This window comes from Alcaligenes sp. CHO6 (assembly GCF_037120595.1).
In the GTDB taxonomy this organism is placed as follows: Bacteria; Pseudomonadota; Gammaproteobacteria; order Burkholderiales; family Burkholderiaceae_B; genus Alcaligenes; species Alcaligenes ammonioxydans.
Map to the genome: position 1 here is coordinate 245,215 of NZ_JBANCI010000005.1, position 23,145 is coordinate 268,359.

A 23,145-nucleotide genomic window follows, 5' to 3' on the forward strand; every position below is an offset into this window, starting at 1 on the left:
TCTCACATCACAAAGGACGGCAGGGTCAATACCGCATGGGTAGGTTGACGACGCAAGCCCTCCACATCATCCAGACGGGTTTGAGCACGCCGAGACAGATGCTTGAGCACTTGACTGCGCTCCACAGTAGGCAACGTCGCCAGAGCGTTTTCAATGGCGCGCCCGGACAGATCATTGAGCGCATAAGCGTATTCGCGGGCGCCGTGTGTTTGCAGCAGCTCCAGCAAATAATCCTGACGCTGGCGGGTGGCAGCCTGACGCAGCGCTTCTTGCAAAGCCAGGTTGCAGGGAGCAGAGCGAAACAGCGTGAGACGGAACATAGCATTCTCCTTCAGACCCGGGGTCCAGAAAGAGTGCTCATCTTCTTAGAGAAGCCCGCTTCGTGGTCCGGCGTCCGTTTGATTGGTCATTAAGAAGGCCGCCCTGGAACAGGGACAAAGCCATGAAGAGGGATCAGGGTCCATTGCGTTGTAAACCTGAGTGGTTAAACAAGAAGATCCGAAGGTTTTCCGAACCGGCACTATTTTCGCATCGTGCCCCAGGGCTTGTCTGCAAGGCATTGGCCTACGTGGCCTCACCCTTTGGACATCCCTTTTATACTTAGGGATACCTCCTTTTGCCGTTCGCCTGCAAAGGCTGGCCAGTGTCGTGCCGCGGCCAAACTGCCCATTCCAGCTGGGCGACCGACAAACTGGCGTGGCTTAAAATTGATGGGTCACACCCAGAGCGACACGGCTGGTACGCGGTTCACTGACATGGACGGCTGTCTCCATGTCATAGCGCCGCCCTTGGGCCGCAAAGACATAAAGGCTGGTGCGCGGCGACAAAGGATGCACATAAGCGACAGACATCACCTGGAGGCGGCCAGCCTGTTCCCCGGTCGCTTCCCACCTCCAGTTCGGGCGCCCCAATGACCACTGCCACTGAACCTCGCCCTTGCCAAGCGGAATGGCCGAGCCCACGTACCAGGTATCCAGGCGGCCGCCCTGAACAAACTCCGTCGGCCCCAGGCCACCCAGCCCCCTCTGCTGCCAATACGTCGGGCCTTCATCGCCATTCAAGCCCACAAAACCGTTGCTCTGACGACTCCAGCCTGCCGCCACACGAGCAAATCCGAAGTCATAGCTGGCCCCCAACTGCAAGGCGGTGGGCCGATTGGATTCGATCCGGCTCAAACTCTCATGACTGGCTGCCAGTAACCAAGGGCCCTGCTCATAACGCAGCGCCAGGCTGTATAGCTTTGTGCGCGCATCAGCCAAACCAGACAAGCTCTGCTCGCCAACATCGCCGCTGTAGCTCAGTCCGAGCTGCAGGCCCGCCCACTGTGGGCTACGCCAGCTGAGCTGCTGAGAGACCTGATAAATGTCCGAGGCACGCATCAACGCCCCCATCCCGAAGTCTTTCCAGGAGCCCACTTCAATAGCAGAGACAAACTCCTGACCGACGGTGTGCTGACGTCCAAACCGCAGTTCACCCCACTGATCGCTCCCCAGCCCCAGCCAGGCCTGGTAGTTGAATAGCCGCGCCGACTCGTCGCCCCGTCCTGTGGCCAGATCAATGCCACTTTCAAGATTGAAGGTGGCACGCCCCCCTCCCCCAGAGAGTCCTGGCCCCGAATCCCCCACAAGGAGTCTGCCTGTCCGCCACTGAGAACGCCTCGTTGCGAGCCTTGACCGCTCACATGCGTCCAGCCCAAACCGGCATCCACAGTGCCATAGAGCTGCGCGGAGGTTTCGGCATCACTGTGACCCGGCACCAACACGCCACCAAGCCCGCCCAAGGCCACGCACACCACCCAATAAGTACTGCGCAAACGCAAAGGCCGGGCGTGGCAGACCCCATGACCCTGGCCACGGTGCCTCAGGTGTCTTGAAGCCGGTTCTGCAAACAGACTGGGGTCAGGGTAAAAAGACTCGGTCGGGTTCATGCGCACCTCTCGCTCGTGATACAAGGACAGCCATCCAGCCCGGCTTGGACACGAGCTGCTTTCTTGTCATCGTAAAAAACAAAAACCGCTATTTATCATCTCAGACGTGCCCAGCCCGACCCTCTGTCCGATCCCTTGATTGCGCCTTAGGACGGCTACAAACGGGAAAACGCCCACCAACTCCATCCCCCGCAGACTCTGACCCGGCGCTGGAACCGACCGGTGTGGGCAGACCCACCCTGCTTGGCAGGCCCGTGCATCAGGAGCAACAGGATTTTCGCATCGCGGCCCTGACAGAGCCAGTGGGCATTAGGCCTGTCTGCATAGACTTGAACATAAGGCGACCATGCCAAGGTATAGCGTTGCCCGGTCGACAGCCCAATGTGGCCAGCACATCGGGTCATGCTTTGGCCCGAGCCGCCTCCCTGCCCCGCACCGGCAAGGCCGCCTAAGGGTTTTCCTGCGGGCCCCGCCCAAATGGATTATTCTTGCAATGTTTGCCCAGCAAAAAACCAATTCTTGATCCGTCCACAGGCACGGATGCGCAACAAAGCACCACCATGACCCAAACAGTGAACAACGATCCTTTTATCCTGGCCGGAACCCACTACCAATCCCGGTTATTGGTAGGCACCGGTAAATACAAAGATTTTGATGAGACGCGTCAGGCGATTGAAGCGAGCGGCGCTGAGATTGTGACTGTGGCTATTCGCCGCACCAATATCGGCCAGAATGCCAACGAGCCAAACTTGCTCGATTACCTGCCGCCTTCCAAATACACGCTGCTGCCCAACACCGCCGGCTGCTACACGGCCGAGGATGCCGTGCGCACCCTGCGCCTGGCGCGTGAACTGCTGGACGGCCACAAGCTGGTCAAGCTGGAAGTGCTGGGCGACTCCGGCAATCTGTTTCCCAATATGCCTGAAACCCTGAAAGCCGCCAAAACCTTGGTGGATGAAGGCTTTGACGTCATGGTGTACTGTGCCGACGATCCTATCCAGGCACGGATGCTGGAAGACATCGGCTGTGTCGCCATCATGCCTCTGGCCTCCCTGATTGGTTCGGGGATGGGCATTATTAACCCCTGGAACCTGCGCCTGATCATCGATCAAAGCAAGGTGCCGGTATTGGTGGATGCTGGCGTAGGCACCGCTTCGGACGCCGCCATTGCCATGGAACTGGGCTGTGATGGCGTCTTGATGAATACCGCTATCGCTGGCGCCCGGCAGCCTGTCCTGATGGCCAGCGCCATGAACCTGGCGGTACAAGCCGGTCGCCAGGCTTATCTGGCGGGCCGCGTGCCGCGCAAATACTACGATGCCGACCCCAGCTCCCCAACCGAAGGGCTGATTCACTCCCGTACCTGAACGAGACATGATTCCCAATACGCTGACCATTGCCGGAGTTGACCCCTCCGGCGGCGCCGGTATTCTGGCTGACGTGAAAGCCATGAGCGCCCTGGGCGCTTATGCCACCGCTGTCATTGCCGCGTTGACGGCACAAAACACCCAAGGGGTAAGCGGCATCAGTCCGGTTCCCGCCGAATTTGTACGCCAGCAGATCACCACTCTGTTTGCCGACGTACGCATTGATGGCGTCAAGATCGGCATGTTGGGCCAGGAGGCCGTCACCACGGTGGTGGCCGAATGCATGGCTCAATTCAAACCCAAGCATCTGGTCCTGGACCCGGTCATGATCGCCAAGAGTGGCGATCATCTGCTGGAAAAATCCGCCGTGCATGCCTTGCGTGAACAATTGGTACCCCAGTGCACCATGATCACGCCCAACCTGCCCGAGGCCGGTGTATTGCTGAACGCCCGGCCGGTAGAGACCGTCAAGGAAATGCGCCAGGCAGCCGAGCGTCTGCGCCGTCTGATGAACCACAGCGATGAACGCTGGGTTTTCCTGAAAGGCGGCCATCTGCCCGGCTCAGAATGCATCGATTTGCTGCATGATGGCGACAAAATGATAGAAATGCCGGCCCGGCGTATTGATACTGCCAATACCCACGGCACCGGTTGCACCCTGTCGGCAGCGCTGGCAGCCCTGCTGCCCCAATACGACCGTGTGCCTGATGCCGCTCTGGCGGCCAAAAAGTACCTGTACGAAGCCATCGCCCGTTCGGGTGAGCTGACGGTGGGCAGCGGCCACGGCCCGGTACACCATTTCCATAAACTGTGGCCATCGTCCTGATACGTGCCGTTTGATCGGGCCGCTTGATGGCCCCTGTCTTATGTCTACACTTGGAATTATTGTCGCCATGCGCGAGGAGCTGGAGATTGTGCTGGAGCGCCTGCAAGCGCCACAGACCATCCAGCGCGCTGGCATGAGCTTTCATCGCGGCAGCTATCTGGGCAAGCCCGTCGTCGCCGTGGTCTGCGGCGTGGGCAAAGTCAATGCCGCGGCATGCACCCAGATGCTGATCTCGGAGTTTTCCGTAGGCAGCATCATCAATATCGGAATCGCCGGCGCCGTTGAACCCAGCATCCGGCCTGGCGATATTGTGATTGCCGATACCCTGGTCCAGCACGATGTGGAGCTCAAAGCCCTGGGGCTGGCGCCCGGACAGGTCTTTCGCCTGGATACCTTTGATTTTCACGCGGACCCGGCCCTGCTGGCGATAGCCCAAACCGCAGCCCAGCAAATCGAAGGGCATCGGGTTCATACTGGCCGAATTGTTACCGGCGACCAATTTATTGCATGTAACGATAAAATACAGTGGTTAAGCACCACCTTTGACGCTATCGCCTGTGAAATGGAAAGTGGCGCCATTGCCCAGGTGTGCTATCTGAATACCGTGCCTTTTGTCTGCATACGCAGTATTTCGGACAATGCCAACAACGAGGCACACATGGATTTTGATACCTTTTTGCCCATTGCCGTCAGTAACGCCAGCACTTTGCTGCATGCGATGGTGCCGTCCTGCTAAGCCCAAGCGCGCATCTTTATCCATGCGCTGGCTTATAATCGGCTCTTTGGTGCGACACGTAGATGTCGCTTCTGCGTCGGTTCAACCCTTGAGAACCGAACGACCTACTCCCCCAAGGAGCAGGTTCAGGGTATTACCTCACTGCTATCAGTTAGTGCATCAAGGTGCCTGACACAAGTCAAAAGACCTAGCCTTGGCTGGTGTCTCAAACGACAGAGACACTTCTACGGAAGAGACTCTGCCTTACGGCGACGTTTACCAAACGCTCGTTCGCATTCTTACGCCCCTAGACTGCCCAACAGGGCAACTAGACACTCCAAACCCGAGTAATCCATACGGCATCCCTGCGATACCGAATGGAACTCTTTGTGTGCGTAAAACTAGTTGACTTGGATAACGTGAAAACCGCAGAGCGCAAGCTCTGATCTGCCTTGTTATGCCTTCTGAAAGGAAGTGCCATAACCGTGTGTACGACCACACGTAGCCTATGGTGACGTGCTCGATCAGTAATGGATGGGTGCGAAGCTCACCAGACAACGTACCCCCGCGTAAGCGGCACTTCTGATCTGTAAAGATCAGGGTGGACACTGCCAGCAGAGAGGCGGTCAAGGGGCTAGGCTAGTTCCGCATGGGCAATGTAATGTGAATCATCGCTTGAACCTGGGTAACGATTGAATGGCTAAATCTGCTGATAAGCCATAACCAAAAGGTGTGCTGCTGGCTGTGGAAGTCAAAGATTCTCACACGTCGTCAATAAAGCAGTCCCAGGAGAGATGAGTCCTAAACGGAGAGTCTGAGTACGATGCAAATCGTAATCAGTCGGTAGATCAGGGAACGTGGTAAGCCCCACTATCCGCCAAGGTGTGTAAGCACCTCTGGCAGGCAAACCGCAAGGCAAGCTGTTGGATGAGGGGGTATGGGAGAGTGGAAAAAGCGAATGGCCGCCTGTAATGGGTGGCATAGGGCTCTGCTCCGGTGCGAAAGCACGCCCACTTCCACTAGGTGCAACCGTCGCAAGACGACTGCAAACGTTCAAACCACCCCGAGGGGATGTACACCATCCCTTCGGGGACGTTGTGCGTCCTTTTAACGGGATAACCGGAAAGAGGAAAGCATGAGAAAGACCACTCCCCGTGGTTCTGCGTCCTCACACGAGCCGCAAGACTGGCACACCATTGACTGGCGACGAGTCGAGCAATTCGTGCGAACAACGCAGCAACGTATCGCGAAGGCGACGCGGGATAATGATTGGCGCAGGGTCAAGGCTCTGCAACGATCTTTAACCCACTCGTTTTCCGCCAGAGCCTTGGCGGTAAGACGGGTTACTGAAAACCAAGGCAAGCGAACAGCCGGTGTCGATCGCCAGCTTTGGGAAACTCCTGCCCTGAAACGGGCGGCGATAGGCAGGTTAAGGCAGCAAAGAGGTTACCAGCCTCTTCCCTTGCGGCGGGTTTACATCCCCAAAGCGAACGGTAAAGAACGCCCCTTGGGCATTCCCACGCTGTTCGACCGGGCGATGCAGGCCTTGCATTTGCTAGGGCTTGAACCCGTAGCAGAAACCACGAGCGACCCGAACAGCTACGGCTTTCGGAAACAGCGCTCAACGGCGGATGCAATGGGGCAAATATTTGTCTGCACATCCAAAAAGGCTTCGGCCCATTGGGTATTGGAGGCGGATATTCAAGGCTGTTTTGATCACATTAACCACCAATGGCTGGTTGACCACGTTCCCATGAACAAGGTTGTCCTGCGTAAGTGGTTGAAAGCCGGGGTGGTCCACAAGGGCCGCCTCTCGCCGACCGAAGAAGGGACGCCGCAAGGCGGAATCATCTCGCCCACGTTGGCAAATGTGTGTTTAAACGGGCTCGAATCAGACCTGAAAGCGTACCTCGGTGCGCAACACGGAAAGACGAAAGCCACGAAGCTGAAAGTCAATGTAATCCGGTACGCCGACGATTTTGTGATCACTGGCAATTCGAAAGAATTGCTGGAGACTGAAATCAGGCCGTGGATAGAAGCCTTCCTTGCACAACGAGGACTGCGACTATCGCCGGAAAAGACGAAAGTTGTACACATAGACGAAGGCTTTGACTTTCTGGGATGGAACTTTCGCAAGTACAAAGGAAAGTTGCTCATCAAGCCTAGCAAGAAGAACGTGCAAGCGTTCTATCGCAAGGTCAGAGAGATCGTAAAAACGCACTTAATGGTGAAACAGGAGGATCTCATTGCCAAGCTCAACCCCGTTTTACGGGGCTGGGCGCAGTACCACCAACCGGTGGTGGCGAAAGAAACCTTTAGTCGGATGGATAATCTGATCTACTGGCGCCTCGTGCGCTGGACGAGACGACGACATCCGAATAAGTCTCGACCCTGGTGCCACCGCCGTTACTGGCAAAGCATCGCAGGTCGGAACGAGTTTGCTGCAACAATATGGACAGAAGAAGGCTCCTTCCCGATCACCCTGTTGAAGCTCGCTGATACAGAGATCGTGAGGCACGAGAAAATCAAGGGAGAGTACAACCCGTTTGATTCATCGTGGGAGGTCTATGGTGAACAGTTAAGGACGAAGCGGCTGCTTAAACGCATCGCCTATCGAACCGAGACTGCAAAACTATATATGTCCCAAGCAGGGCGCTGCGCCTTGTGCGGGGAACCTCTGGACTACGAGAGCGGATGGCATGACCACCACCTGGTTTATCGGATGGATGGTGGGTCAGATGCTCTATCGAACCGAGTGCTTCTGCATCCGGTCTGTCACATAAAGGTGCATACCCTTGGTTTGCAGGTAGCGAAACCGGCCCGATAAGGGCTTCGAGTCCAGACGGAAAAGGTGATCAGAGATATAATCTGAAAATCCTTTTTCTGCTGGACGTGTTGTGCTTGAGCCGGATGCGGTGAAAGTCGCAAGTCCGGTTCTTAGGGGGGGATGATCCAGCAATGGATCGTTCCTACCCTACCCAAGCCTTTAGTTTTCTGGAAGCTATGAACCATATTGCGCTGTCTGAACTCGAACGTGCCCGTTACTACATGGTGGAGCAGCAAATCCGTCCCTGGAACGTATCCGACGAAAACGTGCTGCAAGCGTTGGTCGCGGTCCAGCGTGAACGCTTTGTGCCCCCGTCTTTGCGCTCGTCGGCTTTTTCGGACACCGAGCTGCCACTGATCATCAATGCCGTGGACACGCACGAGACCATGCTCTCGCCCAAAGTGGAAGCCCGCCTGACGCAGGAACTGCTCTTGCAGCCCAGCGACGGCGTACTGGAAATCGGTACTGGCTCGGGCTACCAGGCGGCGTTGCTCGCCCACCTGTCGCAGCAAGTGACCTCTATCGAGATCGACAGCAAGCTGGCCGCATTCGCTCAGGAGAACCTGCAGCGTAACAATGTGCGCAACGTCAAGGTGGAAGTGGGCGACGCCCATGCTGGCTGGGGTACGACCGAATACGACGCCATTCTGGTCACTGGCTCAGTCCCTGTCATTCCTGACGCCCTGAAATATCAACTCTGTATCGGCGGGCGCCTGGTAGTGGTGGTCGGTCAGAATCCGGTCATGACGGCAGTGCGCATCACTCGCACCAGCGCAGCCAGCTTTGAGACGACGCCCTTGTTTGATACCTGGATCAAACCGTTACGCGGCACCGCGGTTTCGCAGTTTCGCTTTTAAGCACGCATGCGGTGCATGATTTCCGTGCGACTGGCGCTGTGCTCGCTGCTTGCCTTGAGCAGCACCGCCCAGGCGCAGGATCTGTTGCAGGCCTGGAATCAGGCCTTGGCTCGTGAACCCCAATTTGGCGCCGCCCAAGCGCTCCGTCAGGCGGATCAGGAACTCGTTCCGCAAAGCCGGGCGCAATTATTGCCACACATCAGTGCGATTGGTACGGCCGAGCTCCAGGAGCGCCGTCAGACCGGCCAGCTATCCAATCAACAAGCCAGCAATCGGGCCGCCTGGACGCTGACGCTGAGCCAGCCCATCTACAACCGCAATGCCTGGGCACGCTACGAACGTGCTCAGTTACTGGCGCAAGGAGCCGATATTCAGCTTAGCCTGGAGCGGCAGGACTTGATGTTGCGCGTCAGCCAGCATTATTTTGATGTGCTGGCCGCGCAAGACACGCTCTCTACCCTGACCGCCCAGCAGGCTGCTATTGAGGAGCAGTTACGCGCGGCCGAGCAGAACTTTGAGCTGGGCGGCACCACCATTACCGACGCCTACGAAGCCAAATCACGGCTGGACCTGACCCGTGCCAACGTCATTCAGGCGGAAAATGCCTTGCAGGTAGCGCGAGACAAACTGGCAGCACTGACGCTGGAACGCGCTGAAACACTGGCTCGCCTGCGTGACCCCCTGGTCTTGCCTGCTCCCCAGCCCGCAAATCTTCAGGACTGGCTCGATCAGTCCCGTCAATCTGGCCTAAGCGTTGCCTTGGCGGAGATCAAGGCGCGAGCAGCCGAAGAGCAATTGAAAAGCATCCAGGCACTGCATGAGCCTACCCTGGCACTGAAAGCCCAGACAGGTAGTGGCAGTGACCAAACCCTGTTCGGCCAAACCGGCGGTGGCCCCCGCTCCTTAAACAGCGCGCTGGGTCTGGAACTGAGCATTCCCATTTTCCGGGGGGGTGAGACCCGCTCTCAAGTTCGTGAGCAAAGCTCGCGGCTGCAGCAGGCCCGCTACGACTACCAATTCGCCATTCAGCAGTCTCTTCAGCAGACACGCCAGTACTTCTCGGGTGTCACCACTGGTCTGGTGCGGGTAAAAGCACTGGAAACGGCCACCCAATCCAGCCAAGATGCACTGGAGGCCAACAAGCTGGCATACGATGTCGGTGTGCGCGTCAATATCGACGTACTCAATGCTCAGCAGCAGCTTTATGAAGCCCGACGCAGTCTGGCACAAGCCCGCTACGAGGTCCTGATGAACAGTCTGCGTCTGAAAGCCGCCAGCGGCACCTTGAACGAAAACGACCTGCGTGCTGTCAACGATCTGCTTGAACCGGCATCCTGAAGCCTGCGCTGGCAAGAGACACGAACCAGGCACCGCAATCTGGCCCTAGAAGCAAGACCTCTCCAGCCAGACTCGAGAACTCATACATACGCTCAATATCTGCCTCCGAGACACATACGCCCAGCCCACCAGATCAAGCACGAGGGCCGCATCACATCTTGCTCAGCCACTGATAAACGCAGGAGCAGTCCTGTCTGGCTTGGGCCCAATACTCCGGCATCTATCAAACACTAAACCATCCTGGGCATCAGCAGACCCTCGAGCTCCCTGCTTGCAAGCAAAAAAAATCCCAGACCAAGCCGGGATTAAACACATCCATTTGTATTTCGCTTTCAGTCGCGCAGCTTCTTGACCAGTGCTGTCGTGGAACGCTGAAACTCAAAGGGAATGGCGACGGCATCGCCTCCCCAGCTACGCACCAGTGCCGTTTCGGGCAAGGCTTCCATATCGTAGTCACCGCCCTTGACGATCAAGTCTGGGCGCAGGGCGGCAATCAAGGCTTCCGGGGTGTCCTCATCGAACAGGACCACGGCATCCACGCAAGCCAAGGCAGCCAACAAGGCGGCGCGATCCTGTTCGGAATTGATGGGGCGCTCCGGGCCTTTGTTCAAACGGCGTACCGACGCATCGGTATTCACCCCTACGATCAGTGATGCACCCAGCTGCGCGGCCTCATCCAGGTAGCTGACATGCCCGCGATGCAAGATGTCAAACACACCATTGGTAAAGACCAGCGGACGTGCCAGGCGACCCTGCTCCACAGCCTCACGCAACGCCTGCAGTTCCAGCACCTTGGCCTCGAAACGCGCACTCATATCAAGCCTGCACCAGGGACGAGTCCGATCCAACCTGACGAGCCAGTTCCTTACGGTAACGGTTCAATTCCTGAACGGTTTCAAACGAGCTGCCCATCAAAAGGGACATATTGTGCAGGATACGCGAGCTGACTTTATGCTCCCATTCCTTGTCAAAACGAATCTGCGTATCCAGCCAGTTTTCCAGCCAGCCGGGTGAAGGCAGCTTGGACTGCACGGTATCTTCCGGGAACATGGCCTTGTTGACGTGCAAGTTGGTGGGATGCAATGCCTGGGCCGTGCGATGCGCCGACGCCATCAGCACTCCAATCTTGGAGAAGGCCAGTCGGGCTTGCAGACCGAACTCCTGGCCCTTGTGTACCAGGGCACGCTTCATATAGCGCAGGTACGCACCGGCATGACGGGCCTCATCCTGGGCCACGATCTTGTAAATGGCCTTGATGACAGGTTCGGTGTGCCAGTCTGCGGCACGACGGTACCAGTGGTTCAGGCGAACCTCGCCGCAAAAGTGCAGCATCAGGGTTTCCATGGCGGGAGCCGGATCAAAATCAAAGCGCACTTTATGCAACTCTTCTTCGGTAGGCATCAGCTCGGGGCGGAAACGGCGCAGGTATTCGATCAGAACCAGTGAGTGTTTCTGCTCCTCGAAGAACCATACGGACATAAAGGCGCAAAAATCGCTGTCATCTTTATTGTCACGCAGGAACATCTCGGTTGCCGGCAAGGCAGCCCACTCGGTAATGGCGTTCATTTTGATGGTGTAAGCCTGCTCGTCGCTCAGCTTGCTGCCGTCAAAATCATCCCATGGTATGTCATGCGCAAAATTCCAGCGCACCGCTTCCATGGATTTAAATAAGTCATGGTAAAGCATAACGATTCCTAAAAAGAATCAAGCGGTTCCTTGAGGGCGGCCATTTACCGTCCGGAAGGCGCCGGAAAGCGCCAGCTTAGCAATACGCTGGCGGACCTGCGTCTATCGTAGAACCTGCAGTTATCAGAAATATGTCAGCCACAAAAAAACTGACACGCTGCGGGGTCGTCACACTTAACGCCCCACCAAAGCCCAGATGGCCACCCCGACCGCCACCGCCAATACAGCACATAAGGCGGTCAACAATCGGTTGGTCTGCTGCTGCGACTGACGCAGCAGCTTAAGTTCCTGGTTCAACGCCTGCCCTGTCTCTGGTCTATTCAGGCTGGAATAAACCAGACGCGGAAGCTGCGGCATGATCTGGGCCCACTGCCCGGCTTCCTGTTTCAAACGCGAGTAAAAGCCCGATGGACCAATACGCTGGTACATCCACTTTTCCAGATAAGGTTTGGCGGTATCCCACAGATCCAGTTCCGGATCCAGGTCCCGCCCCATCCCCTCCACATTCAGGAGAGTTTTCTGCAGCAGCACCAGCTGCGGCTGAATTTCCACATTAAACCGGCGCGAGGTCTGAAATAGACGCAAGAGCACTTGCCCCAGCGAGATCTCGGACAAAGGCCGATCAAAATACGGTTCACACACCGCGCGTACCGAGCCTTCCAGCTCTTCCTCGCGGGTTTCTGGCGGCACCCAACCAGACTCAATATGCAGTTGGGCTACCCGGCGGTAGTCGCGCCGGAAAAAAGCCAGAAAATTCTGTGCCAGGTAGTTTTTGTCGAACTCGGACAAGGAGCCCACGATGCCAAAATCCAGGGCAATGTAACGGCCCAGCGTCTCAGGGGCATCCGACACATAAATATTGCCAGGGTGCATGTCAGCATGGAAAAAGCCGTCGGTAAACACCTGGGTGAAAAAAATCTCCACCCCTTTGCGGGCCAGATCTTTCAAGTCCACGTTGGCCGCACGCAAACGATCAATCTGATTGACGGGGATACCCTTCATGCGATCCATGGTGAACACGGTGGATGCGCAGTAATCCCAATGCACTTCAGGCACGATCAGCAACTGGGTGCGCTCGACATCCTTGGTGAAATTGCGGCGCAGCTGACTGCAATTGGAGGCTTCACGAATCAGGTCCAGCTCGTCGTTCAGATACTTGTCGAACTCGGCGACCACCTCACGCGGCTTCAGACGACGGGCATCCGGTCCCAGACGTTCCATGAACGCGGCCAGAACCCGCATCAGGCGCAGATCTTTGTGAATGACCTCACGCATGCCCGGACGCAGCACCTTCACAGCGACCTCGCGGCCATTGTGAAGGGTGGCAAAGTGAACCTGGGCGATCGAGGCCGAGGCGACGGGCGTGCGATCAAACTCCTGGAACAGATCGTAAGGCGAGGCACCCAACGCTTTCTGAATCGTCGCCTCCGCCACGTCGGAAGGAAAAGGCGGCACACGATCCTGAAGCATGGCCAACTGTTCGGCGATATCCATCGGAATCAGATCCCGGCGCGTAGAGAGCACCTGACCGAACTTCACAAAGATGGGGCCCAGACTTTCCAAAGCCAGGCGCAAACGCACACCGCGCGGCAGCTTGGGCTTGCGGCCCAGACGCACAACGCGCAACAGGCGGGACGCCCAGGGATGGCGGATACTGGAGAGCACCAGCTCGTCCAGACGAAAACGGAATACAACCAGCAGGATGCTCAGCAGACGGCACAAGGAGAACATATTCAGGACTCCCGCCGACGTGCATCAAGACGACTCAAGCGCTGGTCCAGCTCGTTCAGACGCTGGACCAAACTGGACGCCTGCCCGCGCATCCGATCCAGTTCGGGACGGGTGACCAGCAAGGCACTTTCCTCGGTCAGGTACTCGGTGGCATTGCCGGCCAGACGCTGCCCCAAATCCCGCAGCCCGGAAACAGCCCGTCGCGCGCCACTGAACAGACGCACCGCCATGACATCGCCCACTATCTTGGCCAGATCATGTTCCGCATCCCAGCGCAGATTGGCCGCCAGATCAGATACCAGATTAGCCAGACCGGCCTCACCTTGCACATGCATCAGTTGCGCCACCCGGCTGAAATCGCCATCCTGCAAAATTTGTGGCAGCTCCGGCAGCTTGTCCTGAGGCAGGGTCAAGGTCACATCAGGAACCACAGCGGGGTGGCCCTGCTCCAGCTTGCCCTGGGAAGTGATGGTGTAGACCAGTTGTAAACGGCCCACAATCAGCGAGACGGTTTTACCTGCATGCGCCTGCAAACGATCGCGCGCCCAGTCCTCGCGATCAAGCAAGGCATTGAGCAAACGCACGCCCACGGCGCTAGGTTCTAGGAATGAAGGGATACCAAGCATGTCCATGCAAGTCTACTGCCGGGGCGAGTAAACCAGTCCAATTAAAACAGCCAGTTTAACCCGACAGACACACGGCCGGATGCACGAGACTAAAGGAACACGGGCAGATGGGATCACAGAGAAACGAGAGCGCTCATAACAGAACAGCCGCCTGAACAAGAAGGCGGCTGTTTGTTTCGATAAAGATCAAGCGTTGGGGTCAACCGGGATCTGCTGAATGCCTGCCAGCAGCCAGCCGGCGCCGTCAGCTTTAAACAGATTCCAGACTTCCTCGAAGCGGAAGGCCTCGGCACCCGCCTCTTCACGCAACATGCCGGAGTAACGAACACTGGCCAGGTGACCATCGGCCACTTTTTCAATGCCCAGCAGCTCCGCATTGAGCAGGACCACCTCAGTCACGTTCTCACCCTGACGCTGGGCGATCTGAGGGGCAGCTTCCTTGAGCAGATCATCGGTCAAGAATGTACGCAGCTGTTCGACATCGCCCTTGTCCCACAGCTTCTGGATTTCCACAAACTGGGTCTTGGCATTGGCCAGGAACGTCGGCGTATCAAAGTCACCAGGGATAAACCAGCTCTCATCGACCGGAGGTGCGGGCACAGCGGCAGCAGCGGCCGGCTGTACAGCAGGGGCAGCGGCAGGAGCCGGTGCCGGCGCAGCCTGGGGCTGTTGCCAGGGGCTGCGAGCAGGCTCGGCATTACGCATCATGGACTGACCACCGGCTTGCTGCATGGCAGGACGAGCCGCCGAACCACGCAAACGGCGCACGATAAACAGCACAGCGAAAATAACCAGGCCAATCAGCAAGAGGCTGGACATCATTTCCAGGAACGCACCACCCAAGCCCATGCTGGAGAGCAAGGCGGCAATGCCCAGGCCGGCGGCAATGCCGGCGATCGGGCCCAGGAAGCGGGACATACCCGACTTGGCAGCCGTACCCGCAGCGGCCGTACCGGCAGCAGCAGCGCCAGCAGCAGGAGCCGCCGAGCGAGTCGTGTTATTGGCCGCGGCTGGCGGCGTCGCAGCCGAGCGATTACTGGTGATATTGGAAGACTGGCGGCCAAAACTGGAGCCACCACCCATACGACGTGCTTCCGCATCGTAGGAAACGGTCAGCAAAGCGCCGGTGCTAAAAGCCAGCACAGCGGCCATGAAGTAACGAGAAAGCCGTCCAGACATAGTCACAAACTCCTGACCAGGACAAGCGCTTGACACACAGGGGGTTGAGCCCCCGGCCATACCATCCCAGTCGGTTATTCAAGAAAACTTACGATAAGCTGAACATTAACATGACACGTACACCTGCACCATGTTTTTTTTACCCTGTGTGACAGACAAAAAACAAACGGCACCCAAGGGTGCCGTGATAGAAAGACAGAATTCGCAGCGGATCAGTCCAGACGAATGCCTTCATGCAACGCAGCCACACCGGCTGTCAGATTGAAATACTGCACGCGCTCCAGCCCCACGTCCCGCATCATGTCCGCCAGCGTTTCCTGGTCAGGATGCATGCGAATGGATTCGGCCAGATAGCGATAGCTTTCCTCATCCTTGGCCACCAGCTTGCCGATACGGGGCAGCACGTTAAACGAGTACCAGTCATAAGGAGCCTGCAAAGGCTTGGCCACGCGGGAAAACTCCAGCACCAGCAACTTGCCGCCCGGACGCAGCACGCGTTTCATTTCGGCCAGCGCACGGTCTTTGTGGGTCATATTGCGCAAACCGAAGGCTACCGAGACGCGGTCAAAATAGCCGTCGGGAAAAGGCAGATGTTCAGCATCGCAAACCGCAACCGGGGTAATGATGCCCTTGTCCTGCAAACGATCACGCCCCACGCGCAGCATGGAACTGTTGATATCCGTGTGCCAGACCTCGCCATCGGCACCGGCCTGACGCGCAAAGGTCTTGGTCAGATCCCCTGTTCCCGCCGCAATATCCAGCACCTTCATTCCCGGTCGAACGGCTGCGCGTCCAATGGTGAAGGCTTTCCAGATACGGTGCAGGCCGCCCGACATCAGATCGTTCATAATGTCGTAGTTGTTAGCCACCGAATGAAAAACCTGGGCGACTTTGCCCGCTTTTTCGCTTTCGGCCACGGTTTGAAAGCCGAAGTGCGTATCGGCATTCTGGGCGGAGGGGTGAGAAGGACGCTGTTTTTCCATAATGGCATAATCGTAACGCAGATTTCCCGGTACAGAAACGAAAATCCCGCCCGCTGACAGCCACCCTTTCGCGCACATTCACAAACCTGAAACATTAACGCCATATGATGGCCGTATTACGTGCAGTCAGGAATTGAAGTGCCTCCCGTATTGCCCTTGAGCGGCCTGAGCCCTGCGGCAGGTTCCCGTGCTCAAGCCCGATACAGACAGGCCGCCGACCTGACCCCTCTTTTATTTTTTATCGGACCAGTCTGAAGCTAACAATGAGTACAAGCATATTAGTCGTGGAAGATGAGCCTGCGATCCAGGAGCTGATCTCTGTCAACCTGTCTTTTGCCGGCCATAAAGTGCTGCGCGCCTTTGATGCTGAGCAAGCCCAGATCCTCATCCGTGCCGAGCTGCCAGACTTGATCCTGGTGGACTGGATGTTGCCCGGCTCTTCGGGCATCAATCTGGCCCGCAAATTGCGTTCGGACGAACGCACGCGACACATTCCCGTCATCATGCTGACCGCCAAAGGCTCGGAGCAGGACAAGGTGGACGGCCTGGAGGCCGGTGCAGACGATTACATCACCAAGCCCTTCTCGCCCAAAGAGCTGATTGCCCGCATCAAGGCCGTGTTGCGCCGCCGCGCGCCTCAGTTGACCGACGATGTGATCTCCATTGGCAACCTGCAGTTGGACCCCAGCACACACCGCCTGTCCAGCCAAGGCATGGCCCTGACCATCGGACCGACTGAGTTTCGCCTGCTGCACTTTTTCATGACGCACACCGAGCGCGTTTTCACCCGCTCCCAGTTGCTGGATCAGGTGTGGGGCGACCATGTGTTTGTTGAGGAACGCACGGTAGACGTGCATATCCGCCGCCTGCGCAAGGCGCTCGAACCGAGCGGACACGACAAACATATTGAAACGATCCGTGGCTCAGGCTATCGTTTTGCCCTTTCCCCACTGGAAAAGGCGCCGACCGCCTGATCCCATGTTCAGCATATTTACGTCTATTGTTATCTGGGCCCTGTTGGGCAGCCTGATCGCCTGGTGGCTCGGTCCATTGATCGGTCTTGCCCTGTTTTGTGGAGGACTGCTCCTACTGCTGGTCATCAGCACCTTGCAGTTATCCCGCGTTGAACGCTGGACTCGCAACCTGAACGACCCGCCCCCTCCCGCAGTCGGCCCGTGGGATGCCATTCTGGCCCCCATTTACCGCCAGTTGCGCCGCGACCGCCAGGAAATTCAGGACCTGAATCGTTACGTAGACGGCATCATGATGGCAGCCGAGGCGCTGCCCGACGGCGCCATTACCCTGAACGGGGATATGGAACTGCAATGGTGCAACCAAACCGCCTGTGAGCACATCGGCCTGAATCTGGCCACAGACCGTCACCACAGCATCTTCAACATCCTGCGCGAGCCCGAGTTTTCCCGCTACGCCCGCCAACCCCAGTGGGATGGCCCCCTGATGCTGCATCTGAACAAAGATGGGCGGGAGCGCTCTTTGCTATTGCAATTGACGCCTTACGGTTTGGGCCAGTTCCTGATTGTGACTCGCGATGTCACCCAGGTTGAAATGCTTGAGACGACCCGCAAAGACTTTGTGGCCAATGTGTCCCATGAGCTGCGCACCCCCCTGACGGTATTGCTGGGTTTTCTGGAAACGCTGCAGGATATGCCGGCCGACAGCCTGCCTTTGGAACAGCGTCAGCGCTACGAGCAAATGATGCTGGAGCAAACGCGCCACATGCAGTCGATTGTGTCCGACCTGCTGACCTTGTCCACCCTGGAATCTTCCCCCACCGTCGAAGGTGACGTCGTACAGGTCAGCCAGTTGATTGAAAGCGCCTTGAAACAGGGCGAGGCCATTTCGGGCGGGCAGCACAGCTTTGTCACGGACATAGATCCCCGCATTGCCATTCAGGGCATGGAAACCGAGCTGAGCTCGGCCGTCTCCAATTTGATTACCAACGCGGTGCGCTATACCCCCAAGGATGGCACCATCACCGTACGCTGGTATTTGAATGACAATGGGGAAGCCTGCTACAGCGTTCAGGATACCGGTATCGGCATCGCCGCCCAGGATATTCCCCGCCTGACTGAACGTTTCTACCGTGTGGACAAGGGCCGCTCCCGTTCCACAGGCGGCACCGGGCTGGGCCTGGCGATCACCAAACACATTATCGTGCGACATAATGCCGATCTGCAGATTCAAAGCCGTCTGGGCGTAGGCAGCGTGTTTATGTTGCGTTTCCCCAAGAGCCGGGTCCGACTCCAGGACAGCTAGAACATACGGGGCCATATTGGCCCTACAATAAATGGCTCTGAAGACCACGTTGCCGGCCTTATGCCGCACAGGAGCCAAGCATGTCCCATACCAACGAGCTGCGCCCTTTCCACCTGGCTTTTCCGGTCCATGACCTGGCCGTTGCACGCCAGTTCTACGGACAGACCCTGGGCTGTCCCGAAGGCCGGTCCTCTGACCAGTGGATCGACTTCAATTTCTACGGCCACCAGATCGTGGCACACCTGGCCCCGTCGGAATGTGGCAGCAACGCCACCAGCGCGGTGGACGCTCATAATGTGCCCGTTCGACACTTTGGCGTCGTCCTGGACATGCCCACCTGGCAGGCCCTGGCAGACAAACTGGTCGCCGCCGGCACCCAGTTTGTCATCGAACCGTATATCCGCTTTAAAGGTGAACCCGGTGAACAGGCCACCATGTTCTTCATGGACCCATCGGGCAATGCCCTTGAGTTCAAAGCCTTCAACAATCTGGATTCGCTTTTCGCCAAATAAAGATGCATACCTCCTGGCAACTTAGCGAACAGGGCGACCGCTGTCTGCGCGTGCAGTTCAGCGGCGAGCTATCGTTGGACACGGGCCTGCGCTGTACCCGGGCTGCGCGTCTGCTGCGTGAGCAGGCACCGGCCTGCGTCCGTGATCTGGTCCCCAGCTTTACGGCGGTGGCCATCCACTTCTATCCCGATGGCAGCACGGACCAGCTCGCCCGTTTGCGCGACTATGTCCATCACGCACTGGTCGACCTGGATGCCGTGAGCGATCAGGTCGCCCCCGGCGCATTGGTGGATATTCCTGTTTGCTACGGCGGCCCCTTCGGCCCCGACCTGCCAATCCTTGCCGAGCAGTTGGGGCTGAGCCAGGAACACGTCATTGAGCTGCACGGCAGTCAGCCCCAACTGGTATTTATGGTGGGCTTCGCACCGGGTGCTCCCTATATGGGCATCTTGCCTGAACCGCTGAATGTACCGCGCCGTGCTACGCCGCGCACCGTGCTGCCCAAGGGCTCGGTGGCAATTGCCAACCGGCAGACCATTATTTACCCCAACGAGTCTCCCGGAGGCTGGCATTTGATCGGCCGCTCGCCGGTCAGCTTGTTCGATGCCCGGCGCTCTCCCGCGGCCTTGCTTGCCCCCGGCGACCAGGTGCGCTTTGTGCCATTGCCGCACGAACAATTTGATCTCTGGACTCCCGCATGACGGTACATATCCTCAAGCCGGGCATGCTAAGCAGCCTGCAGGACCGAGGCCGGTATGGACACCAGCATCTGGGCGTATCGCCCAGCGGCGCGATGGACGAGCGTGCTCACCGCCTGGCCCATTTGCTGGCAGGCAATACCCCCGAACAGGATCTGGCCAGTCTGGAAATGACGGTACAAGGCCCCAGCCTGCGTTTTGATGAACCCGCCTTGTTTGTCCTGACGGGCGCAGACCTGGATGCCACCCTGGATGGCCAGCCCGTCGCTGCGCTACGCCCGACGCTGGCGCGCGCCGGACAAACGCTAAGCCTGCCAGCCGCTAAACCCGGCCACGGTGCGCGTGCGTACCTGGCGGTGCATGGCGGATTTCAGGTCGAACCCATACTGGGCAGCCAAAGCACCCATATGCGTGTAGGCCTGGGTGGATTTGAAGGCCGCGCTTTGAAAAAAGGCGACCAGATTGCGCTGGCCCGGCCACTCCCCAAGGACGAAACGGTGCTCAGTCGTCTTCAGGCCGAGCTGGATGAATTGCGCATCTACCTGCCCGCCGCCCTGGCCCTGAGCCCACGGGAGCGCCTGCGCGTCATTCTGGATCAAGCGGATCTGTTTACCGACGAGTCGCTGGTCTTGTTTCAAAGCCAGCACTATCGCATCAGCCCCGCATCAGAACGCATGGGCTACCGTCTGGAAGGTCAGCCCTTACGCCGTACGTCATCTGAAGAACTGCTGTCCGCCCCCACGTGTTTTGGCACCATTCAAGTGCCTAACGATGGACAGCCCATTGTGCTGATGGCCGACCGGCAAACTACAGGCGGCTATGCCCGCATCGCTCAAGTCGCCAGCGTAGACCTGGCCCAGATCGCCCAACGCGTACCCGGTCAGAGCCTGGGTTTCGAAGTGGTGACCGTGGAGCAGGCGCAGGCACTGGCGGCTCGTCAGGAGCAGGCCTTCACGCGCCTCAATGAAAGTCTGGAGTCGTTGCGGCAGGCCCTGAAACGCTGTCTGGCCTAGTTTCGCAAGAGGCCAACAACAAAGCCTCTGTCGCGGCTTGCTCTCCTTCGTTCTGCCCTCGGGACGCAAGACTATCCGGCAACCTGAGCCATTCTTTGCTGACGAGCCCTCGGGCAACAACATAAGGCGCCTTGCTGGATCGCGGCCCGGCCTGCCGCTCTCGAACTCAAGCACAAAAAAACACCTCACTTGATAAAGTGAGGTGTTTTTATGCGGATGCTGCTGACCGCAAGCCCTAAGGCCTTCAAGTCCTCGCCCGTGTTACAGGAACAACTTGTAAGCGGGGTTGCCGGTCTCATCCCAATACGGGTAGCCAAGATTGCCCAAAAAGGCCTTGAACTCTTTCTTGTCCGAAGCAGGAACCTGGATACCGATCAAAATACGACCGTAATCGTCACCCTGGTTACGGTAATGAAACAGACTGATATTCCAGTCCTGATTCATGCTGGAGAGAAATTTACGCAACGCGCCGGGGCGCTCCGGAAACTCGAAACGCAACAAGACCTCGTCGGTCGCCTGACTGGATACACCACCCACCATATGTCGCAGATGGGTTTTAGCCAGTTCGTTACCGGTCAGGTTCAAGGTACCAAAGCCTTTTTTTACAAATCGCTCTTCCAGCTTCTCGATTTCTGCTTCCGAAGAAATCGACATCCCCACAAAAACGTGTGCCTTTTCAGGATCGGACATGCGGTAGTTGAACTCGGTGACCGAACGGGTCCCCAAGGCGTCGCACAGGCGGCGAAAGCTGCCTTTGGCCTCGGGAATCGTCAAGGCAAACAGTGCTTCACGAGCCTGACCTACGTCGGCGCGGTCGGCAACCATGCGCATGCGGTCAAAGTTCATGTTCGCGCCCGAGGTCACCGCAATCAGGGTCTTGTTTTTAAGCTTGTGCTGGGCTGCGTAACGCTTGGCACCGGCCAAGGCCAGGGCACCGGCAGGCTCAAGCACACTGCGGGAGTCCTGAAATACATCTTTGATCGCCGCACAAATCGCGTCCGTATCCACGACGACAAAATCATCCACGTACTGACGCACCAGACGGAACGTTTCCGAACCGACCTGTTTGACAGCAGTACCATCCGAAAACAGGCCCACATCGGCCAGGTTCACGCGGCGACCCGCCTTGATGCTGCGCACCATGGCACAAGAATCTTCGGTCTGAACGCCAATGACCTTGATTTCAGGGCGCAAGGCCTTGATGTAGGTAGCAACACCAGCCGCCAGCCCACCCCCGCCAATCGCCACAAACACCGCCTCAATCGGGCCTGAATGCTGCTGCAGTATTTCCATGGCCACCGTGCCCTGCCCGGCGATCACATCGGGATCGTCGAACGGGTGTACAAAGGTCAAACCTTCGCTTTTTTGCAGCTCCAGAGCATGCTGATAGGAGTCGGAATAGCTCTCGCCCTCCAGCACCACTTCTCCACCCAGGTTGCGCACGCCATCAATCTTTACTTGCGGGGTGGTGGTGGGCATCACGATGACGGCACGGCAGCCGAGCTTGCGCGCTGCCATGGCCACCCCTTGGGCATGGTTGCCTGCCGACGCGGCCAATACGCCCCGCTTCAATTCTGCGGCCGACAAATTGGCCATCTTGTTATAGGCACCGCGCAGCTTGAAGCTAAAAACAGGCTGATAGTCTTCGCGCTTGAGCAGCACCGTGTTACTAATTCGTGCCGATACCTGAGGAGCGGGTTCAAGTGGTGTTTCGATGGCTACATCGTACACTTTCGAGGTCAGAATGCGCTTTAGGTAATCGTTCGACATGACTCAGCTTTACTTAACAACCGGTTTTGCCACCAAGGCCAGCCGCAGGCCCCTGCCTGAGACCGCTCACCGGGAAAGAAAAACAGAATACCATAGGCGCAAGCCCTCACTGGCGTCCATTATTTCCTCTCTTACCCACCCACTTTACTTATGCAAGCCTGGACTTCTGATCTCATTGCTTGGCTCTTGAACACCTTGTCTTTACCGGAAGTGGGCCTCAGTGCCATTTTCATCGTCAGTCTGGTCTCGGCGACCCTGCTTCCCCTGGGTTCCGAACCGGCTGTCTTCGCGTATATCAATCTGGCTCCCGATATGTTCTGGCCCGCGGTGCTGGTGGCAACAGTCGGCAATACGGCGGGTGGCGCCATCAGCTATGCCACGGGCCTGGCGGCCGAAAAAGCCTATGAGGCCTGGCGCGAGAAACATCCCCAAAGCACGGATGAGGACGAGACCAAGCCCAGAAACAAGGCCGCTGGCCGCTGGCATGAGCTGGGGCAGCGCTGGCTGATCCGCATGGGCCCGCCCGCCCTGCTGTTGTCCTGGCTACCCGTCGTGGGCGATCCCTTGTGCGCGGTAGCCGGCTGGCTGCGTCTGCCTTTTTGGCCCAGCGTGTTTTACATGGCGGTGGGCAAACTGGGGCGCTATATCACCATGACTGCCGGTTTGCTGTGGATTTTCCCCAAGCTGGGTTGGTAAATTGCTGCAAACTCGCCGCAAACCTCTCATTAACCCTGTTTCCCGCCGGTAGTAAGGGGGCAGCCCGGCGACGATTCGTATACACTTGTCTTTTGCCTATCTGCTCCTCGTTGAGCC

General features: G+C 57.7%; 21 protein-coding genes. 12 read left to right on the forward strand and 9 right to left on the reverse strand.

Annotated features, from left to right (window positions below):
* Nucleotides 1–2: 2 nt before the first annotated feature.
* Together V6936_RS16405 and V6936_RS16410 are read right to left on the reverse strand one after the other, a co-directional pair.
* Nucleotides 3–320 carry a hypothetical protein gene (locus tag V6936_RS16405; RefSeq protein ID WP_003802063.1) on the reverse strand — a complete coding sequence of 106 codons (318 nt, stop codon included), beginning with the start codon at nt 318–320 and terminating at the stop codon, nt 3–5.
* Nucleotides 321–701: 381 nt separating this feature from the next.
* Nucleotides 702–1,625: a porin gene (locus tag V6936_RS16410; RefSeq protein WP_336580130.1), complete on the reverse strand. Its 924-nt coding sequence runs from the start codon at nt 1,623–1,625 to the stop codon at nt 702–704.
* A gap of 862 nt (nt 1,626–2,487) precedes the next feature.
* Here V6936_RS16410 and V6936_RS16415 point away from each other — a divergent pair.
* From V6936_RS16415 to V6936_RS16440, 6 genes are all read left to right on the forward strand, one after another.
* Nucleotides 2,488–3,294 (forward strand): thiazole synthase, encoded by an 807-nt coding sequence (locus V6936_RS16415; protein ID WP_003802067.1) that lies wholly within the window; start codon nt 2,488–2,490, stop codon nt 3,292–3,294.
* Nucleotides 3,295–3,301: 7 nt separating this feature from the next.
* Nucleotides 3,302–4,120 carry a bifunctional hydroxymethylpyrimidine kinase/phosphomethylpyrimidine kinase gene (gene thiD, locus V6936_RS16420; protein ID WP_003802069.1) on the forward strand — a complete coding sequence of 273 codons (819 nt, stop codon included), beginning with the start codon at nt 3,302–3,304 and terminating at the stop codon, nt 4,118–4,120.
* Between the two features lie 40 nt (nt 4,121–4,160).
* The gene (locus V6936_RS16425) at nt 4,161–4,856 is read left to right on the forward strand and encodes a 5'-methylthioadenosine/adenosylhomocysteine nucleosidase (protein ID WP_336580131.1); all 696 of its coding nucleotides are present in this window, start codon (nt 4,161–4,163) and stop codon (nt 4,854–4,856) included.
* 1,114 nt (nt 4,857–5,970) lie between these two features.
* The gene (gene ltrA, locus V6936_RS16430) at nt 5,971–7,662 is read left to right on the forward strand and encodes a group II intron reverse transcriptase/maturase (protein WP_336580132.1); all 1,692 of its coding nucleotides are present in this window, start codon (nt 5,971–5,973) and stop codon (nt 7,660–7,662) included.
* A 176-nt stretch (nt 7,663–7,838) separates the two neighbouring features.
* Nucleotides 7,839–8,519: a protein-L-isoaspartate O-methyltransferase family protein gene (locus V6936_RS16435; protein WP_003802073.1), complete on the forward strand. Its 681-nt coding sequence runs from the start codon at nt 7,839–7,841 to the stop codon at nt 8,517–8,519.
* A 15-nt stretch (nt 8,520–8,534) separates the two neighbouring features.
* Nucleotides 8,535–9,857 (forward strand): TolC family outer membrane protein, encoded by a 1,323-nt coding sequence (locus V6936_RS16440; RefSeq protein WP_336580133.1) that lies wholly within the window; start codon nt 8,535–8,537, stop codon nt 9,855–9,857.
* Nucleotides 9,858–10,189: 332 nt separating this feature from the next.
* On the opposite strand, the gene rfaE2 is transcribed toward V6936_RS16440, so the two are convergent.
* From rfaE2 to ubiE, 6 genes are all read right to left on the reverse strand, one after another.
* Nucleotides 10,190–10,672, reverse strand: a complete 483-nt coding sequence (gene rfaE2, locus V6936_RS16445; protein ID WP_003802078.1) for a D-glycero-beta-D-manno-heptose 1-phosphate adenylyltransferase — start codon at nt 10,670–10,672, stop codon at nt 10,190–10,192.
* A gap of 1 nt (nt 10,673) precedes the next feature.
* Nucleotides 10,674–11,543 (reverse strand): ferritin, encoded by an 870-nt coding sequence (locus V6936_RS16450; RefSeq protein ID WP_003802080.1) that lies wholly within the window; start codon nt 11,541–11,543, stop codon nt 10,674–10,676.
* Between the two features lie 174 nt (nt 11,544–11,717).
* Nucleotides 11,718–13,274 carry a ubiquinone biosynthesis regulatory protein kinase UbiB gene (gene ubiB, locus V6936_RS16455; RefSeq protein ID WP_059318224.1) on the reverse strand — a complete coding sequence of 519 codons (1,557 nt, stop codon included), beginning with the start codon at nt 13,272–13,274 and terminating at the stop codon, nt 11,718–11,720.
* Nucleotides 13,275–13,276: 2 nt separating this feature from the next.
* Nucleotides 13,277–13,906 (reverse strand): ubiquinone biosynthesis accessory factor UbiJ, encoded by a 630-nt coding sequence (locus tag V6936_RS16460; protein WP_003802084.1) that lies wholly within the window; start codon nt 13,904–13,906, stop codon nt 13,277–13,279.
* Nucleotides 13,907–14,086: 180 nt separating this feature from the next.
* The gene (locus V6936_RS16465) at nt 14,087–15,079 is read right to left on the reverse strand and encodes a Tim44 domain-containing protein (RefSeq protein ID WP_059318223.1); all 993 of its coding nucleotides are present in this window, start codon (nt 15,077–15,079) and stop codon (nt 14,087–14,089) included.
* 212 nt (nt 15,080–15,291) lie between these two features.
* Nucleotides 15,292–16,062 (reverse strand): bifunctional demethylmenaquinone methyltransferase/2-methoxy-6-polyprenyl-1,4-benzoquinol methylase UbiE, encoded by a 771-nt coding sequence (gene ubiE / locus V6936_RS16470; RefSeq protein ID WP_039943448.1) that lies wholly within the window; start codon nt 16,060–16,062, stop codon nt 15,292–15,294.
* A 263-nt stretch (nt 16,063–16,325) separates the two neighbouring features.
* Between ubiE and phoB the strand changes: the two genes are divergently transcribed.
* The 5 genes from phoB (at nt 16,326) to V6936_RS16495 (ending at nt 20,562) form a co-directional block, all read left to right on the forward strand.
* Nucleotides 16,326–17,036 (forward strand): phosphate regulon transcriptional regulator PhoB, encoded by a 711-nt coding sequence (gene phoB, locus V6936_RS16475; RefSeq protein ID WP_035270329.1) that lies wholly within the window; start codon nt 16,326–16,328, stop codon nt 17,034–17,036.
* Nucleotides 17,037–17,040: 4 nt separating this feature from the next.
* The gene (phoR, locus tag V6936_RS16480; protein ID WP_059318222.1) at nt 17,041–18,339 is read left to right on the forward strand and encodes a phosphate regulon sensor histidine kinase PhoR; all 1,299 of its coding nucleotides are present in this window, start codon (nt 17,041–17,043) and stop codon (nt 18,337–18,339) included.
* Between the two features lie 80 nt (nt 18,340–18,419).
* Nucleotides 18,420–18,851, forward strand: a complete 432-nt coding sequence (locus tag V6936_RS16485; protein WP_003802094.1) for a VOC family protein — start codon at nt 18,420–18,422, stop codon at nt 18,849–18,851.
* Between the two features lie 2 nt (nt 18,852–18,853).
* The gene (gene pxpB, locus V6936_RS16490) at nt 18,854–19,552 is read left to right on the forward strand and encodes a 5-oxoprolinase subunit PxpB (RefSeq protein WP_336580134.1); all 699 of its coding nucleotides are present in this window, start codon (nt 18,854–18,856) and stop codon (nt 19,550–19,552) included.
* A complete protein-coding gene (locus tag V6936_RS16495) occupies nt 19,549–20,562 on the forward strand; it encodes a biotin-dependent carboxyltransferase family protein (RefSeq protein WP_131070943.1) in 1,014 nt (337 codons plus the stop codon). Before pxpB ends, V6936_RS16495 begins: the two co-directional genes overlap by 4 nt.
* A 261-nt stretch (nt 20,563–20,823) precedes the next feature.
* Here V6936_RS16495 and ilvA read toward each other — a convergent pair whose 3' ends face one another.
* Complete coding sequence (gene ilvA / locus V6936_RS16500) at nt 20,824–22,332, reverse strand: threonine ammonia-lyase, biosynthetic (protein ID WP_003802099.1); 1,509 nt, start codon at nt 22,330–22,332, stop codon at nt 20,824–20,826.
* Nucleotides 22,333–22,482: 150 nt separating this feature from the next.
* On the opposite strand from ilvA, the gene V6936_RS16505 reads away from it, so the two are divergent.
* Nucleotides 22,483–23,028 (forward strand): YqaA family protein, encoded by a 546-nt coding sequence (locus tag V6936_RS16505; protein ID WP_003802101.1) that lies wholly within the window; start codon nt 22,483–22,485, stop codon nt 23,026–23,028.
* The last annotated feature ends 117 nt before the right edge of the window (nt 23,029–23,145 follow it).